General features: G+C 58.1%; 16 protein-coding genes. 10 read left to right on the forward strand and 6 right to left on the reverse strand.

Annotation, left to right across the window (positions count from 1 at the left end):
- Positions 1 to 259 precede the first annotated feature (259 nt).
- The 3 genes from CKW20_RS18920 (at position 260) to CKW20_RS18930 (ending at position 2,323) form a co-directional block, all read left to right on the forward strand.
- Positions 260 to 448 carry a hypothetical protein gene (locus tag CKW20_RS18920; RefSeq protein ID WP_017337097.1) on the forward strand — a complete coding sequence of 63 codons (189 nt, stop codon included), beginning with the start codon at positions 260 to 262 and terminating at the stop codon, positions 446 to 448.
- A gap of 210 nt (positions 449 to 658) precedes the next feature.
- Positions 659 to 1,375: a TorF family putative porin gene (locus CKW20_RS18925; protein ID WP_095054290.1), complete on the forward strand. Its 717-nt coding sequence runs from the start codon at positions 659 to 661 to the stop codon at positions 1,373 to 1,375.
- 78 nt (positions 1,376 to 1,453) lie between these two features.
- Positions 1,454 to 2,323: a DUF6279 family lipoprotein gene (locus tag CKW20_RS18930; protein WP_095054291.1), complete on the forward strand. Its 870-nt coding sequence runs from the start codon at positions 1,454 to 1,456 to the stop codon at positions 2,321 to 2,323.
- A 128-nt stretch (positions 2,324 to 2,451) separates the two neighbouring features.
- Here CKW20_RS18930 and CKW20_RS18935 read toward each other — a convergent pair whose 3' ends face one another.
- Positions 2,452 to 2,841 carry a transcriptional regulator gene (locus tag CKW20_RS18935; RefSeq protein ID WP_095054292.1) on the reverse strand — a complete coding sequence of 130 codons (390 nt, stop codon included), beginning with the start codon at positions 2,839 to 2,841 and terminating at the stop codon, positions 2,452 to 2,454.
- Between the two features lie 201 nt (positions 2,842 to 3,042).
- On the opposite strand from CKW20_RS18935, the gene CKW20_RS18940 reads away from it, so the two are divergent.
- A complete protein-coding gene (locus CKW20_RS18940) occupies positions 3,043 to 3,777 on the forward strand; it encodes a thioredoxin family protein (protein ID WP_095054293.1) in 735 nt (244 codons plus the stop codon).
- Between the two features lie 313 nt (positions 3,778 to 4,090).
- Positions 4,091 to 4,366 (forward strand): hypothetical protein, encoded by a 276-nt coding sequence (locus CKW20_RS18945; protein ID WP_095054294.1) that lies wholly within the window; start codon positions 4,091 to 4,093, stop codon positions 4,364 to 4,366.
- Positions 4,367 to 4,501: 135 nt separating this feature from the next.
- On the opposite strand, the gene CKW20_RS18950 is transcribed toward CKW20_RS18945, so the two are convergent.
- Positions 4,502 to 5,848: a DEAD/DEAH box helicase gene (locus tag CKW20_RS18950; RefSeq protein ID WP_095054295.1), complete on the reverse strand. Its 1,347-nt coding sequence runs from the start codon at positions 5,846 to 5,848 to the stop codon at positions 4,502 to 4,504.
- Between the two features lie 192 nt (positions 5,849 to 6,040).
- Between CKW20_RS18950 and CKW20_RS18955 the strand changes: the two genes are divergently transcribed.
- Positions 6,041 to 7,339, forward strand: a complete 1,299-nt coding sequence (locus CKW20_RS18955; RefSeq protein WP_095054296.1) for a mechanosensitive ion channel family protein — start codon at positions 6,041 to 6,043, stop codon at positions 7,337 to 7,339.
- Positions 7,340 to 7,439: 100 nt separating this feature from the next.
- On the opposite strand, the gene CKW20_RS18960 is transcribed toward CKW20_RS18955, so the two are convergent.
- The 3 genes from CKW20_RS18960 to CKW20_RS18970 all read right to left on the reverse strand — a co-directional run bounded on the left by CKW20_RS18960 (position 7,440) and on the right by CKW20_RS18970 (position 9,735).
- A complete protein-coding gene (locus CKW20_RS18960) occupies positions 7,440 to 8,309 on the reverse strand; it encodes a carboxylate/amino acid/amine transporter (protein ID WP_095054297.1) in 870 nt (289 codons plus the stop codon).
- A 343-nt stretch (positions 8,310 to 8,652) separates the two neighbouring features.
- Positions 8,653 to 9,252, reverse strand: coding sequence for an FMN-dependent NADH-azoreductase (locus CKW20_RS18965; RefSeq protein WP_095054298.1), 600 nt, complete (start codon positions 9,250 to 9,252; stop codon positions 8,653 to 8,655).
- Between the two features lie 153 nt (positions 9,253 to 9,405).
- Positions 9,406 to 9,735, reverse strand: coding sequence for a hypothetical protein (locus CKW20_RS18970; RefSeq protein ID WP_007902470.1), 330 nt, complete (start codon positions 9,733 to 9,735; stop codon positions 9,406 to 9,408).
- Positions 9,736 to 9,784: 49 nt separating this feature from the next.
- Between CKW20_RS18970 and CKW20_RS18975 the strand changes: the two genes are divergently transcribed.
- The 4 genes from CKW20_RS18975 (at position 9,785) to CKW20_RS18990 (ending at position 14,013) form a co-directional block, all read left to right on the forward strand.
- Positions 9,785 to 10,708: a LysR family transcriptional regulator gene (locus CKW20_RS18975; protein WP_008069097.1), complete on the forward strand. Its 924-nt coding sequence runs from the start codon at positions 9,785 to 9,787 to the stop codon at positions 10,706 to 10,708.
- A 14-nt stretch (positions 10,709 to 10,722) separates the two neighbouring features.
- Positions 10,723 to 11,526 carry an alpha/beta fold hydrolase gene (locus CKW20_RS18980; protein ID WP_095054299.1) on the forward strand — a complete coding sequence of 268 codons (804 nt, stop codon included), beginning with the start codon at positions 10,723 to 10,725 and terminating at the stop codon, positions 11,524 to 11,526.
- 3 nt (positions 11,527 to 11,529) lie between these two features.
- Positions 11,530 to 12,087, forward strand: coding sequence for a peptidylprolyl isomerase A (locus CKW20_RS18985; protein WP_008013582.1), 558 nt, complete (start codon positions 11,530 to 11,532; stop codon positions 12,085 to 12,087).
- 93 nt (positions 12,088 to 12,180) lie between these two features.
- The gene (locus tag CKW20_RS18990) at positions 12,181 to 14,013 is read left to right on the forward strand and encodes an ABC transporter ATP-binding protein (protein WP_095054300.1); all 1,833 of its coding nucleotides are present in this window, start codon (positions 12,181 to 12,183) and stop codon (positions 14,011 to 14,013) included.
- A gap of 48 nt (positions 14,014 to 14,061) precedes the next feature.
- Here the strand turns inward: CKW20_RS18990 and CKW20_RS18995 are convergent, their stop codons facing one another.
- Entirely contained in the window at positions 14,062 to 14,550 is a 489-nt protein-coding gene (locus CKW20_RS18995; protein WP_095054301.1) for a GNAT family N-acetyltransferase, read from the reverse strand.
- Positions 14,551 to 14,615: the final 65 nt, after the last annotated feature.

Raw genomic sequence — 14,615 nt, forward strand, 5'->3', positions numbered from 1 at the left:
GCCTTAATTTTCCTGGGTTTGGCCATGGTCATTTGGCCGCTCGTCAGACCGTTCGGGTGTTCCGTTCTCTTGCCAGCCCATCCGAAAAGCGCTTTTTCTCCAGCAGGGTTCTTAGTTAAAACAGCAGCTTAGGGGAACATTGCAAATAATAACTTGCGATAAATTGCGTTTCTCCAAGGTGTATTTCGGGAGGATATTTACCAAGCAATTGTCAAGTATTTCCTGTACGATGCCTGGCCAAGTTAATTTCTACAGGTTAATGGCCGCCATGCGTGTAAAAGCATCCAACAGCAAAGCAAAGCCAGCTCCAGCCGTTGAAACCAGCGAATCGATCAACAACCAGATCGCTGCGTTCCTCAAGTCCGGCGGAGAGATCCAGCAAATTGCCAAAGGCGTCAGCGGCCAGACGTTCGGCCCGTCCAAGCAGATCACGCTAGGCAAGAAGTAATTTCCCCTGCGTTAACTGGTCCATAAGCGCTTTGAGCTTCGAAGCGCTTGGACTGGAACCCTCCCGCAATACCCCATCAAACAAATCAATATTTCAAAAATCGACGAACGGCCCTTGATGCCGAACATTCGCCGGTATGCTTGCACGTGTCTGGATCAAGCGTTTCAGTAGGTTTTCAGGACCTGCACCTCGCTGCTCATGGAGTGACGCATGTTCAAGCCCTCTCTTTTCCTGCTCGGCAGTCTGCTGTGGTGTTCGGACGTCCATGCGCAAGTCTTCCAGCGCGAACTGGGCGACTTCGATCTCAAACTCGCCACCACCCCGAGTCGCAGCATGGCCCAAGGACTGGTCAAACCCTCGACGACCGGCTCGTTCCACGGTGGCCTCGACTTGAGCCACGACAGTGGCTTCTATGTGGGTCAATGGTCCCCCAGCATGGGGCTGAGCCCGTCGAGTAACCTTGAAGTGGATTCCTACATGGGCTTTAAACAGCCTTTCGATCAATCCCTCGGTTACGAAGTGGGCATGATCCGTTACAGCTACCCGAAAATGGAAACCCTCGACAGCCAAGAGCTGTTCGGCGGCCTGACCCTGCTGGGCAGCCGCTTCGGCGCGGCCTTCAGCAACGACCCGGACAAACAGAACAGCACCCTGTTCGCCGACCTCAGTGGCAATCAGCCCTTCGGCATCGGGATCAGCCTGAAATACACCACCCACCAACTCAACACACCGGTGTCCGTTGATGATGGGTATGTAGGCAGCTTTACCGACTGGTCAGTGAAATTGTCCCGGCCGTTCATGGGCATCGATCTGGACTTGATCTACAGTGACTCAAGCCTGAGCGGCAGCAACTGCTCCGCCTATTCCGGCCACAATAGCGAGTGCGACGGCCTGGTTACGCTCAAGGCTGCGCACAGCTTCTATTAATCGGCTGAACTGCCGGGTTAATCCTGCGATCACATAAAAGAACCCTTTAAAGAAACCAGGTCTTCGCAAGGACTCGCCATGTCGCACTGGTGGAAACAGATCAGTGTCATCATCACCCTCAGCCTCACTGTCGCCGCATGCAGCCGCGTGGGCCTGGCTTATCGCAACCTGGACGTGATCATTCCCTGGACGCTCAGCGACTACCTGGAGATGAACCACGAGCAAAAAGACTGGTTCAACGAGCGCCTCAAAGAACACCTGAGCTGGCACTGCACCACGCAATTGCCCGGTTACCTCGACTGGCTGGATCGTTTACAGGCCATGGTCGAGGCCAACCAGATCACCGACGCCGCACTGCAAACCCGTACCCAGGAAGCCAAACAGGCCATCGCCGAAACCGCCCGGGAAATCACTCCATCGGCCATCGAGTTGTTGCAAGGGCTGGATGACAAGCAAGTCGCGGAAATGAACGACGCCTTCGCCAAGGACCAGCGCAAACGCCAAGAGGCCTACCTCAAGCCGTCTCTGGAGCAACAGATCAGAGAGCGGAGCAAGCGCATGGAGAAACGCCTGAATGTCTGGTTCGGCCCGCTAAGCCCGAGCCAACAGCAACGGGTAGTGGCCTGGTCGAATGCCTTGGGTGATCAGAACAAACAATGGATTGCCAACCGCGCCCATTGGCAGCAGCAATTCAGCGCGGCAGTCGCGCAACGGCAGAGTCCAGAATTCCCACAGCGAATCGAGACACTTCTGGTGAATCGCGAGAGTTTGTGGACGTCGGCTTACCGCGAGGCCTACGCCAATACCGAAACCCAGGCTCGGGCGTTGCTGGTGGATATAATGACCGAGAGCACGCCGGTTCAGCGTGAACGGTTGCTGATGAAGATTGAAGGCGTGCGCAAGGATTTCACTGATTTGCAATGCCTGAAAGCGGCGCGACAGGGCTAGGTTCTGGTTCTATAGATAAAAAAGCTTCGCGGGCAAGCCTCGCTCCTACGGGTTTGGTGTTGCTCACAAAATGTGTGAACAACGCTTACCTGTAGGAGCGAGGCTTGCCCGCGAAGCTTTTTACGGTATCAGGCAATCTGCGCCTTCGACGCCACCTCATCAAACGTCAGCTCAGCCAACGCATCCTCCTGTTCATCCAGCACCTGCCGCGGATGCTCATTACCCGGAATGCTGCTGTCGATCAGGCTCAACAATCTCGAGCCCCGGGGCGTCAAAATGTAATTCTCGCCATTACCACCCTGGTCCTCCGGCCGAGGCTCGATATAACCCCGCAGCAGCAGTAACTTTTCGTACTCACCAGCCACGGTTTTCAGTTGATCCAGGTTCTCAAACGGCTCGCCCGCGTTGGCTTTCGCCGCCGCATACTGCTCGGCATAAGGCCGTGGGGTGAAACTGTGGCCGGCGCCGTTCTGCACTTCATGCAGCAAGCGTTCAATCAAATCCCAGTTATAAGTCATCCTGATCAACCTCCAGTGCCCGCGAGTGAGATGGCCTTCATAGGTTGTGACCGACAGGGACGGCGGCCGTTCAGCCGAGGTATTCCGCCCTACCGACCGGCGGTATGTCGAAAAGGGCACAGGCCAAACGACTAGGCTATGTAAGACGGTTTACCCCTCTGCGCGGATCGACTTTCGCCAAAGCATGCAGGAGAAATCACCATGAACATTCAGAATCATCCGGTCGTGTCCCGAGAAGAATGGCTCGCCGCTCGCAAACAACACCTGGCCCACGAAAAAGCCTTCACCAAGGAACGCGACAAACTCAGCGCAGAACGCCGCGCCCTGCCCTGGGTAAAAATCGACAAACCCTATCGCTTCCAAGGCCCAAACGGCGAACTGAGCCTGGCCGATCTGTTCGGCGGCCGTAGCCAATTGATCATTTATCACTTCATGTTCGCCGCTGGCTGGGATGAAGGCTGCCCGGGTTGCTCGTTCCTGTCCGACCACATCGACGGCGCCAACCAACACCTGGCTCACCACGACGTTGCGGTGGTAGCGGTTTCCCACGCACCGTTCGCCGAATTCCAGCCCTTCAAACGCCGTATGGGCTGGAAATTCGACTGGGTCTCGTCAGAAGGCTGCGATTTCAACTATGACTTTGGCGTCTCAGCCCGAGCCGAAGACGTCGCCGCCGGAAAAGCTACTTACAACTACGAAAAATCCGACGGCGCTGAAGAAGAACTTCCCGGTCTCAGCGTGTTTTATCGCAATGAAGCGGGGGAGATTTTCCACACCTATTCCACTTATGCTCGCGGCCTGGATCTGCTGGTCGGCGCCTACAACTACCTTGACCTCACGCCCAAGGGGCGTAATGAAGAGGAAATCATGGATTGGGTGAGGCATCACGATCGGTATGAGGACAAGGCACCGGGCAGTTGCTGCCATGGGGGATAGACCGCAGCCATCGCGGGCATTGGGCCAGGTTGAACACAACATCCATGAACACCACTAATCCCCTGTGGGAACGAGCCTGCTCGCGATGACTGACTGACATTCAACATTGATGTCGACTGATACACCGCTTTCGCGAGCAAGCTCGCTCCTACAAGGTTGCGTGGTGTTCTGTAGATCGCGTGCGTTTACCTGCGCCCTACACCAACCTCGGAATCAGGCGACCTGTGGGTCACCCGTTTCTGTCACTGAACTTTTTCCGCCCTTCAGCCCTCAACCGGATAACTCGCCTTTACCGGAACCGAGGCCCGTCTCCATGAAAAGTCTGCTAAAAGTCACCCTCGCTGCCACTCTCGCCTGCGCCCTCCCCGTATGGGCCTGCCCTCCCGATGAAGCCACCGTCAAGCGCGAACAACTGGCCAGGGAGGTCGCCAAGATCACTGAGCAGAACCCGGCCAAGGCCAAGGAGATCAATGACGAGTTGCAGAAGATGGACCTGGAGACGGCCAGCAAGGATTTGCCGGACAAGTGCCAGTTGATCGATCAGCGTCTCAAGGAGTTGCAGTCGGCGGAGAAGAAAGCCGAGAGCTGAAGGCGAGATCAAAAGATCGCAGCCTTCGGCAGCTCCTACACCGGTTTGAGCGTGCAACTGTAAGAGCTGCTGCGATTTTTAGACGTAAAAAAACCCGGACACTGTCCGGGTTTTTTATTGGATCGCTACCGTGCTTTACTCAGCAGCCGGCGCTTCCGGCTTGCGGCGCTTGAGCGGGGCCATGCCGTCTTTGCTGACCAGCGACAGGGCGTCGGTCTTCGGGCGGTTGGCGATCTTGCGCTTGGTCGGAGCCTTGGCGCCGGTTTTCTTCTTGTCGCCTTTGGCGTCGACCTTTTTCTTCTTCACGCCAACGGCTTTGCCCGAGGCCTTGACCTTTTTCGGTCCGCCGTAGGTGCCTTTGACTTCCTTGATGGTGCGGCGCTCGAAGCTCTGCTTGAGGTAGCGCTCGACGCTCGACATCAGGTTCCAGTCGCCATGGCAGATCAGCGAGATGGCCAGGCCATCGTTGCCGGCGCGGCCGGTGCGACCGATGCGGTGAACGTATTCGTCGCCGCTGCGCGGCATGTCGAAGTTGATCACCAGGTCCAGGCCTTCCACGTCCAGGCCACGGGCAGCGACGTCAGTGGCCACGAGGATCTTCACGCCGCCCTGCTTCAGACGGTCGATAGCCAGTTTGCGGTCTTTCTGGTCTTTGTCACCGTGCAGCACGAACGCTTTGTATTCCTGCGCCACCAGACGGCCGTAAATACGATCGGCCATGGCCCGGGTGTTGGTGAACACGATGGCCTTCTGATAGGTCTCGTTGGCCAGCAGCCAGTTCACGATCTGTTCTTTGTGCTGATTGTGGTCGGCGGTGATGATCTGCTGACGAGTGGTGGCGTTCAGATCGCTGACGTTGTTCAGCTGCAAGTGTTCAGGGTTGTTCAGCACCTTGGCGACCATCTCGCGCAGGCCCGAACCGCCGGTGGTGGCGGAGAACAGCATGGTCTGCTGACGGTTGGTGCACTCTTCCACCAGACGCTGCACGTCTTCGGCGAAGCCCATGTCGAGCATGCGGTCGGCTTCGTCGAGCACCAGCACTTCGACTTCTTTGAGGTCGAGGTTGCCGGCGTTCAGTTGCTCGATCATCCGGCCCGGCGTACCGATCAGGATGTCCGGCACCTTGCGCAGCATGGCGGCCTGGACCTTGAAGTCTTCACCGCCGGTGATCAGGCCGGACTTGATGAAGGTGAACTGAGCGAAGCGCTCGACTTCCTTGATGGTCTGCTGGGCCAGCTCGCGGGTCGGCAGCAGGATCAGGGTCTTGATGCTGACGCGGATTTTGGCCGGGCCGATCAAGCGGTTGAGGATCGGCAAAACGAAGGCGGCGGTTTTGCCGCTACCAGTTTGCGCTGTCACCCGCAGGTCACGCCCCTGGAGCGCCAGCGGGATAGCCGCTGCTTGCACAGGCGTTGGCTCGACAAATTTAAGCTCGGCCACGGCTTTGAGCAGGCGTTCGTGCAGGGCGAATTGGGAAAACACGGGTGCTACCTCGAAGAAATACAAAAAACAGCTGCATAGGGTAACGGTTTCGAGCGCGAAGGCCGAGTTTCTTTATACAAACGGCTGCAAACAGTGGTTTTTTTGTTGCCTGTTTTGTCTCAAAACGTCATCCGGAAGGTCTTAAATGCTCTAATCGCCCCGTCGCGTCCTATAGAAGAACCGTTTTTAACCATGGATATCAAACAGCTCTGGCTCAACGCCCAAGACCTCTGGGGTGCCCTCGATCAGCACCCGCTCCTGCATTCCACGCTCGCACTGATGTTGCTGCTGGTGGTGGCGCTGGTGCTCGGACGAGTGGCGCGTTACCTCATTCTTCATGTGACCAAAATACTCGGCCGCCAGCCGTCGCTGCACTGGATCACCGATTTTCGCCACAACAAAGTGTTTCATCGCCTGGCGCAGATGACGCCCTCGCTGATGATCCAGTTCGGCCTGCACCTGGTGCCGGACTTGAGCAAGACCAGCCTGAACTTCCTCGGCAACGTGGCGCTGTCGTTCACCATTCTGTTCCTGGTGCTGGCTGTCAGCGCACTGCTCAATGCCCTGCTGGACATCTATGCCCGCACCGAACACGCCCGCACCCGCTCGATCAAGGGTTACGTGCAACTGGCGAAAATGGTGTTGTTCGTGTTTGGCGCGATCATCATCGTCGCCACGTTGATCGACCGTTCGCCGCTGTTGCTGCTGTCGGGTCTGGGTGCCATGTCGGCGGTGATTCTGTTGGTCTACAAGGACACCCTGTTGTCATTCGTCGCCAGCGTGCAACTGACCAGCAACGACATGCTGCGGGTCGGCGACTGGATCGAGATGCCGCAAGTCGGTGCCGATGGTGATGTGGTGGACATCACCCTGCATACGGTCAAGGTGCAGAACTTCGACAAGACCATTGTGTCGATCCCGACCTGGCGCCTGATGTCCGAATCGTTCAAGAACTGGCGCGGCATGCAGCAGTCCGGCGGACGACGGATCAAACGCAGCCTGTTTATCGATGCCAGCGGTGTGCGTTTCATCCGCGATGACGAAGAGCAAAAGCTGTCCCAGGTACACCTGCTGACTGACTACATGAGCCGCAAGAAAGCCGAGCTCAAGGCCTGGAACGAAGCCCAGGGCAACGTCGCGGCGATGTCGGCCAACCGTCGACGGATGACCAACATCGGCACCTTCCGCGCCTATGCGCTGGCGTATCTGAAGAGTCACCCGGAGATTCAGCCGAACATGACCTGCATGGTTCGCCAGATGCAGACCACCTCTCAGGGCATTCCGCTGGAAATCTACTGCTTCACCCGCACCACCGTGTGGGCTGATTACGAGCGGATTCAGGGGGATATTTTCGATTACCTGCTGGCGGTGCTGCCGGAGTTTGGCTTGAGCCTGTATCAGCAGCCGAGCGGGGGTGATCTGCGGTCGGGATTACTTCCGGCAGTGCTCGGCGCGAGCCACATTCCCGAGCCCGAAAAACACGTGATGTAGCACCACCTCCTCTTGTAGGAGCGAGGCTTGCCCGCGAAGGCGGTGTATCAGCCAACGTCAATGTTGCCTGACACACCGCCTTCGCGGGCAAGCCTCGCTCCTACGAAGAGCGGATTGCGGTCGGCCTGATACCCAACCGACTAATCCACACCGCCATCAGAATCACCATCCCGCCGAACAACAACCGCCCCAACTCTTCATGCTGATTCCAGATCAGCAGATTGATCAGCAACCCCACCGGCACATGCAGGTTGTTCATCACCGCCAACGTCCCGCCGTTGACCAGGCACGCGCCCTTGTTCCACCAATACAAACCCAGCGCGGTCGAGACCAGGCCGAGGAACAACAACACGCCCCATTGCAGCGGCGCTTCGGGCAGGAAGTTCTGTTTGCCAAACAGCAGAAACGCCGGCAACGCCACCGCCAACGCGCCCAGGTAGAAGTAGCCGAAACGCCGGTAATGCGGCAAATCGCTTGGATGGCGGGCCACCAGATGTTTATAAAGCACCTGTCCGGCGGCGTAGGTGAAATTGGCCAGTTGCAGCAATAGAAAACCCATGAAGAAATCCGGGTTGATCCGATCAAAGCGAATCACTGCCGCGCCCGCCACCGCCACCAATGCCGCGATCAAGGCCCACGGATTGAAACGCCGGTTCAGCGCGTCTTCGATCAGGGTCACGTGCAGCGGCGTGAGTATGGTGAATAGCAACACTTCCGGTACCGTCAACACCCGGAAGCTCAAATACAAACAGACGTAAGTCACGCCGAACTGCAACGCGCCGATCAGCAACATACCCCGCATGAACGCTGGCTCGACCTGACGCCAGCGCGTCAGCGGAATGAACACCAAGCCCGCCAGCAGCACCCGCACCAGCACCGCGAAGTAACTGTCGACATGCCCGGCCAGGTATTCGCCGATCAAACTGAAGGAAAACGCCTGGATCAGCGTGACAAAAAGTAGATAGCCCATGGTCGCCTCGTTTCGAATGGCGGCGACGATAGCGGGTTTTGCCCTTCATCGCGAACAGTCAGCCAATACACAACCCCTGTAGGAGCGGGCTTGCCCGCGAAAGCGGTGTGTCAGTCGACGTCAATGCGCCTGACATACCGCTTTCGCGGGTAGCCCGCTCCTAGAAGGGTTGTGTGCTCATTCACTAAATTCCAGGCAAAAAAAAGCCCGATCTCGCTAATGCGTTCAATCGGGCTAGAGCACTCAGGAGCAACAAGTGCAAAGGGAGGTTCGATGCGCGTACAGGCTTGAAGGGTTGCGCCAGGTCACTAGACCCTCCAGCGATTATCTGGCGATTAACGGCTCAGGCAACCTGAGAAAGTTTGGCGTTGGCCTGGTTCAAGCCTTTCTCCTGGAAGCCGCCGCCCAGGTTCATGCCTTCGGCGTGGATGAACGTCACGTCGTGGATGCCGATGAAAGCCATGACCTGACGCAGGTACGGTTCCTGGTGATCAGAGGCGGCTCCGGCATGGATACCACCGCGCGCTGTCAGCACGTACGCACGCTTGCCGTTGAGCAAACCCTGGGGACCGGTTTCGGTGTACTTGAAGGTCACGCCAGCACGCAGAACGTGGTCGAGCCAGGCTTTAAGGGTGCTCGGAATGGCGAAGTTGTACATCGGTGCAGCCATCACCAGTACGTCGGCGGCCAGCAGTTCGTCGGTCAACTGGTTGGAGCGTTCCAGCGAGGCCTGCTCGATGTCGTTGCGTTGTTCGGCAGGTTTCATCCAGCCGCCCAACAAGTTGATGTCCAGGTGTGGCACCGGGTTGGCGGCTACGTCACGGACAGTGATCTGGTCGTTCGGGTGTGCGGCTTGCCACTGGCTGATGAACGTCTGGGTCAACTGACGGGAAACCGAGTCTTGCTGACGGGCGCTGCTTTCGATGATCAGAACGCGGGACATGGGATGTAGCCTCCATCTGAGAATGCTGTAGGTCGATGGAGTGAAGGTTAAACAGAGTCATATCGATGAAAAAGCGCAAATAACTGCTATAAAGCATCGATAAATTCGTTTATAAGCGGAGCATGCCCAAGCCGGCATGCTCTCCGCTCGATGTCATTTCGGGGTGCAGGTCAGGTTGATACGCATCTTGATAATGGTCCGGGTGAACTTTGCGGTGGCGTTTTTGTGTTTACCGGCAGGCACTTCGATTGTGCGGTTACGCGGCGCTTCTGGACCATTGTTGAAAACCACTTTGCAGATCGCATCGGTGCTGCCGTAGTTGTTCACCTGAATGGAGGCGATATCGGCATCTGTATCAAAGGCGTTGTAGTCGATGCTCAAGCCGTTCAATTGCTTTTGAACGTCGATCGGATAAGCAAATGCAGTCAGCGGCAGCATCGCCAACACCGCACAACCCGCCATCACACAACACAGTTTTTTCATTCGGCAGTCTCCAATAAGGACTGCCAGCTTAGGACAAGAGGAGCTCAACATGAAAGCGCCCCGCGTGACCCTTGATCAATGGCGAACGTTACAGGCCGTGGTCGATCACGGCGGTTTCGCCCAGGCCGCCGAAGCGCTGCACCGCTCGCAATCGTCGGTCAGCTACACCGTAGCGCGCATGCAGGACCAGCTCGGTGTGCCGCTGTTACGTATCGACGGCCGCAAAGCGGTGCTCACCGAAGCCGGCGGCGTGTTGCTGCGCCGTTCCCGGCAACTGGTGAAACAGGCCAGCCAACTGGAAGACCTGGCCCATCACATGGAGCAAGGCTGGGAAGCGGAAGTGCGGCTGGTGGTCGACGCCGCCTACCCCAGCGCCCGCCTCGTTCGCGCCCTGACCGCGTTCATGCCTCAAAGTCGTGGCTGCCGGGTACGTCTGCGCGAAGAAGTGTTGTCGGGTGTCGAGGAAGTGTTGCTTGAAGGCGTGGCCGATCTGGCCATTACCGGTTTCAGCATTCCCGGGTATCTGGGCGCAGAATTGAGCGACGTCGAATTCATCGCGGTCGCCCACCCCGAGCATTCGCTGCATCGCCTGAACCGCGAACTGAACTTCCAGGACCTGGAAAGCCAGATGCAAGTGGTGATCCGCGACTCCGGCCGTCAGCAACCGCGAGACGTCGGTTGGCTCGGCGCCGAACAGCGCTGGACCGTCGGCAGCCTGGCCACCGCCGCGACCTTCGTCAGCAGCGGCCTGGGCTTCGCCTGGCTGCCCCGGCACATGATCGAGCGCGAACTCAAGGAAGGGACGCTCAAAGTGCTACCGTTGGACCAGGGTGGCAGCCGCAACCCTAGCTTCTATCTGTATTCAAACAAGGACAAACCCTTGGGCCCGGCCACGCAGATTCTCATCGAACTGCTGCGCACCTTCGATACCGCGCCGCTGGATGCGCCCTTCGCCGCCCCTGAACAAGCCTGACACGGAGTGTACCCATGGCTTATTTCGAACATGAAGGTTGTAACCTGCACTATGAGGAATATGGCCACGGCACCCCGTTGCTACTGGTTCACGGGTTGGGTTCCAGCACCCTGGACTGGGAAATGCAGATCCCGGCGCTCTCGGCCCACTATCGGGTGATCGTCCCGGATGTGCGCGGCCACGGGCGCTCCGACAAGCCCCGCGAGCGCTACAGCATCGCCGGGTTCAGCGCCGACCTGATCGCGCTGATCGAGCACTTGAACCTCGGCCCTACACATCTTGTCGGACTTTCGATGGGCGGCATGATCGCCTTTCAACTGGCGGTGGATCAGCCGCAACTGCTCAAGAGCCTGTGCATCGTCAACAGCGCGCCCGAGGTCAAACGGCGCAGCCGCAACGATGACTGGCAGTGGTTCAAACGCTGGAGCCTGATGCACGTGCTGAGCATGGGCACCATTGGCAAGGCCCTCGGCGCCAAGCTGTTCCCCAGGCCCGAACAAGCTTCGTTACGACAAAAAATAGCGGCGCGCTGGGCAAAAAACGACAAACATGCTTATCTCGCCAGTTTCAATGCCATCGTTGGCTGGGGGGTTCAGGAACGACTTTCCCGGGTGTCCTGTCCAACCCTCATCGTCAGCGCCGACCGTGACTACACCCCGGTCACGCTGAAAGAAACCTATGTAAAACTGCTGCCCGATGCGCGGCTGGTGGTGATCGCCGACTCGCGCCACGCCACCCCGCTGGATCAACCCGAACGCTTCAACCAAACGCTGCTCGAGTTTCTCACCGCAGTCGACACCACCACTCAGGATCACTGACCCATGCTGAAAAAAATCGCCCTCGTCGCCGGCTCCGTTCTGTTTGCCGCCAACCTGATGGCCGCCACGCCCGCCAAGGCGCCGCACGTGCTGCTGGAAACCACCAATGGCCAGATCGAAATCGAACTGGACCCGGTCAAGGCGCCGATCAGTACCAAGAACTTTCTTGAGTACGTCGACAGCGGCTTCTACAACAACACGATTTTTCACCGTGTGATTCCTGGCTTTATGGTCCAGGGCGGCGGTTTCACTCAACAAATGCAGCAAAAAGAAACCAAGGCGCCGATCAAGAACGAATCCAAAAACGGCCTGCATAACGTGCGTGGCACGCTGTCCATGGCCCGTACTTCCGTCCCGGATTCGGCCACCAGCCAGTTCTTCGTCAACGTCAAAGACAACGACTTCCTCGATCAGGGCGACGGTTACGCGGTGTTTGGCAAAGTGGTCAAGGGCATGGACGTGGTGGACATCATCGTCAATTCGCCAACCACCACCCGTGGTGGCATGAAAGACGTGCCGGCCGACCCTGTGTTCATCAAGTCGGCCAAGCGCATCGACTGAGAGTAAGCTGAACAGGGAGTTTTGAGCGGCCGCCGGTGCTTCCGGCGCCGCTCATATCGTTTAAAGGAGAGCCCGTGCGCGGGCGGAGAACTGATGCTTTATCGCCGTTTTGAAAAACTGATCGATATCTTCCGCGATGCACCGACGGCGGCTCCGCCGGATCGGGTTCTCCCCTTCTATACCTATTACCTGAAGCAGGTCTGGCCGAGTTTCGCGGCCCTCCTGATCATCGGCCTGATCGGTGCGCTGATCGAGGTGGCGCTGTTCAGCTACCTGAGCCGCATCATCGATCTCGCCCAGGGCACGCCCAACGTCAACTTTTTCCAGGATCACGGTCTCGAATTGGCCTGGATGGCGGTGGTTGCGCTGGTCCTGCGCCCCATATTTGTTGGCCTGCATGACTTGCTGGTGCATCAGACCTTGAGCCCCAGCCTGACCAGCCTGATCCGCTGGCAGAACCACAGTTATGTGCTCAAACAGAGCCTCAATTTCTTCCAGAATGACTTCGCCGGGCGCATCGCCCAACGCATCATGCAGACCGGCAACTCGTTGCGCGATTCGGCTGTGCAAGCGGTGGATGCGCTATGGCACGTGCTGATCTACGCGATCAGTTCACTCGTGCTGTTCGCCGAAGCCGACTGGCGCCTGATGATCCCGCTGTTGACCTGGATCGCCGCCTTCATCGGCGCCCTCTACTACTTCGTGCCACGGGTCAAGGAACGCTCGGTGGTGTCTTCCGATGCACGTTCCAAACTCATGGGGCGGATCGTCGATGGCTACACCAACATCACCACCTTGAAGCTGTTCGCCCACACCAACTTCGAGCAGCAATACGCCCGCGAAGCGATCAAGGAGCAAACCGAAAAAGCCCAACTGGCCGGCCGTGTGGTGACCAGCATGGACGTGGCCATCACCAGCATGAACGGCCTGCTGATCGTCAGCACCACTGGCCTCGCGCTGTGGTTGTGGACGCAATCGATGATCTCAGTGGGTGCAATTGCCTTGGCCACGGGCCTGGTGATCCGCATCGTCAATATGTCTGGCTGGATCATGTGGGTGGTCACTGGCATTTTCGAAAACATCGGCATGGTTCAGGACGGTTTGCAGACCATTTCCCAGCCGGTCAGCATCACCGACCGTGAGCAGGCCAAGCCTTTGAATGTGGCGCGTGGCGAGGTGCGTTTCGAGCACGTCGATTTCCACTATGGCAAGAAGAGCGGGATCATCGGCGACCTCAACCTGACCATCAAACCCGGCGAGAAAATCGGCCTGATCGGCCCTTCCGGTGCTGGTAAATCGACGTTGGTCAATCTGCTGCTGCGCCTCTATGACGTGCAGGGCGGGCGGATCCTCATCGACGGCCAGAACATCGCCGAAGTCAGCCAGGAAAGCCTGCGTGAACGCATCGGCATGATCACCCAGGACACCTCGTTGCTGCACCGCTCTATCCGCGACAATTTACTGTATGGCAAACCCGACGCCACCGATGCCGAACTCTGGGAAGCGGTGCACAAGGCTCGCGCCGACGAATTCATCCCGTTGCTGTCGGACTCTGAAGGCCGCACCGGTTTCGATGCTCACGTCGGTGAACGTGGGGTGAAACTCTCCGGTGGTCAGCGTCAGCGGATTGCGATTGCCCGGGTGCTGCTCAAGAACGCGCCGATCTTGATCATGGACGAAGCCACTTCGGCACTGGACTCGGAAGTCGAAGCAGCAATCCAGGAAAGCCTCGAAACCCTGATGGAGGGCAAAACCGTGATCGCCATCGCCCACCGCCTCTCGACCATCGCGCGGATGGATCGCCTGGTGGTGCTGGAAAACGGCAAGATCGCCGAAACCGGCAGCCACGCCGAACTGCTGGCCCGTGGCGGCTTGTATGCGCGGTTGTGGCAGCACCAGACCGGAGGGTTTGTCGGCATCGATTGAGGCTTGTGATCAGCACCGGCCCGCACTGGATCTGGGCCGGCCCGCGGGTTACAGCATCAACACCATCTCATGCCACGCCATCCCGCCATGGTCCGACGCCGAAGGCTTTATGTAGGCAAAACCAAAACCGGCGTAGAGCGCAATGTGCCGCTCTTTGCACATCAGATGGATGCTGGCCTTGTTCAGTGCGCGCATGCGCTGGATGAACTCACCCAGCAAGCGTTTCGCCAGGCCCTGCCCTTGGTAGTCCGGATGCACCACCACCGACATGATCACCACATGCGGGCCGGCCGGATCGTGGCCGATCAGCTCCTTGAACGCCTCGTCCGACATCTCCACCTGAAAGGCCGCACCTGAATTGATGAAACCGGCTACAACGCCATCCACTTCGGCGACGATGAAGCCCTCGGGCCAGGTGGCGATGCGGGTGGCGATTTTCTCGCGGGTCGCGGCTTCGTCGCCTTCGTAGGCAACGGTCTCGATGGCGTAGCAACGGTCCAGGTCAGCGGGGATGACGTGGCGGATGACGGTGTTCATGGCAGCTCGGAATCGGCACGGGAAAGGTTGGGGATCATAAATCAGCATCAACACGACATCGAGAG

It is taken from the genome of Pseudomonas sp. Irchel s3b2 (assembly GCF_900187445.1).
In the GTDB taxonomy this organism is placed as follows: domain Bacteria; phylum Pseudomonadota; class Gammaproteobacteria; order Pseudomonadales; family Pseudomonadaceae; genus Aquipseudomonas.

What these genes read in the sequence shown, in the direction of transcription:
- CKW20_RS18920 (WP_017337097.1), top strand. Translation starts at nt 260, where the DNA reads ATGGCCGCCATGCGTGTAAAAGCATCCAACAGCAAAGCAAAGCCAGCT.
- CKW20_RS18925 (WP_095054290.1), top strand. Translation starts at nt 659, where the DNA reads ATGTTCAAGCCCTCTCTTTTCCTGCTCGGCAGTCTGCTGTGGTGTTCG.
- CKW20_RS18930 (WP_095054291.1), top strand. Translation starts at nt 1,454, where the DNA reads ATGTCGCACTGGTGGAAACAGATCAGTGTCATCATCACCCTCAGCCTC.
- CKW20_RS18935 (WP_095054292.1), bottom strand. Translation starts at nt 2,841, where the DNA reads ATGACTTATAACTGGGATTTGATTGAACGCTTGCTGCATGAAGTGCAG.
- CKW20_RS18940 (WP_095054293.1), top strand. Translation starts at nt 3,043, where the DNA reads ATGAACATTCAGAATCATCCGGTCGTGTCCCGAGAAGAATGGCTCGCC.
- CKW20_RS18945 (WP_095054294.1), top strand. Translation starts at nt 4,091, where the DNA reads ATGAAAAGTCTGCTAAAAGTCACCCTCGCTGCCACTCTCGCCTGCGCC.
- CKW20_RS18955 (WP_095054296.1), top strand. Translation starts at nt 6,041, where the DNA reads ATGGATATCAAACAGCTCTGGCTCAACGCCCAAGACCTCTGGGGTGCC.
- CKW20_RS18960 (WP_095054297.1), bottom strand. Translation starts at nt 8,309, where the DNA reads ATGGGCTATCTACTTTTTGTCACGCTGATCCAGGCGTTTTCCTTCAGT.
- CKW20_RS18965 (WP_095054298.1), bottom strand. Translation starts at nt 9,252, where the DNA reads ATGTCCCGCGTTCTGATCATCGAAAGCAGCGCCCGTCAGCAAGACTCG.
- CKW20_RS18970 (WP_007902470.1), bottom strand. Translation starts at nt 9,735, where the DNA reads ATGAAAAAACTGTGTTGTGTGATGGCGGGTTGTGCGGTGTTGGCGATG.
- CKW20_RS18975 (WP_008069097.1), top strand. Translation starts at nt 9,785, where the DNA reads ATGAAAGCGCCCCGCGTGACCCTTGATCAATGGCGAACGTTACAGGCC.
- CKW20_RS18980 (WP_095054299.1), top strand. Translation starts at nt 10,723, where the DNA reads ATGGCTTATTTCGAACATGAAGGTTGTAACCTGCACTATGAGGAATAT.
- CKW20_RS18985 (WP_008013582.1), top strand. Translation starts at nt 11,530, where the DNA reads ATGCTGAAAAAAATCGCCCTCGTCGCCGGCTCCGTTCTGTTTGCCGCC.
- CKW20_RS18990 (WP_095054300.1), top strand. Translation starts at nt 12,181, where the DNA reads ATGCTTTATCGCCGTTTTGAAAAACTGATCGATATCTTCCGCGATGCA.
- CKW20_RS18995 (WP_095054301.1), bottom strand. Translation starts at nt 14,550, where the DNA reads ATGAACACCGTCATCCGCCACGTCATCCCCGCTGACCTGGACCGTTGC.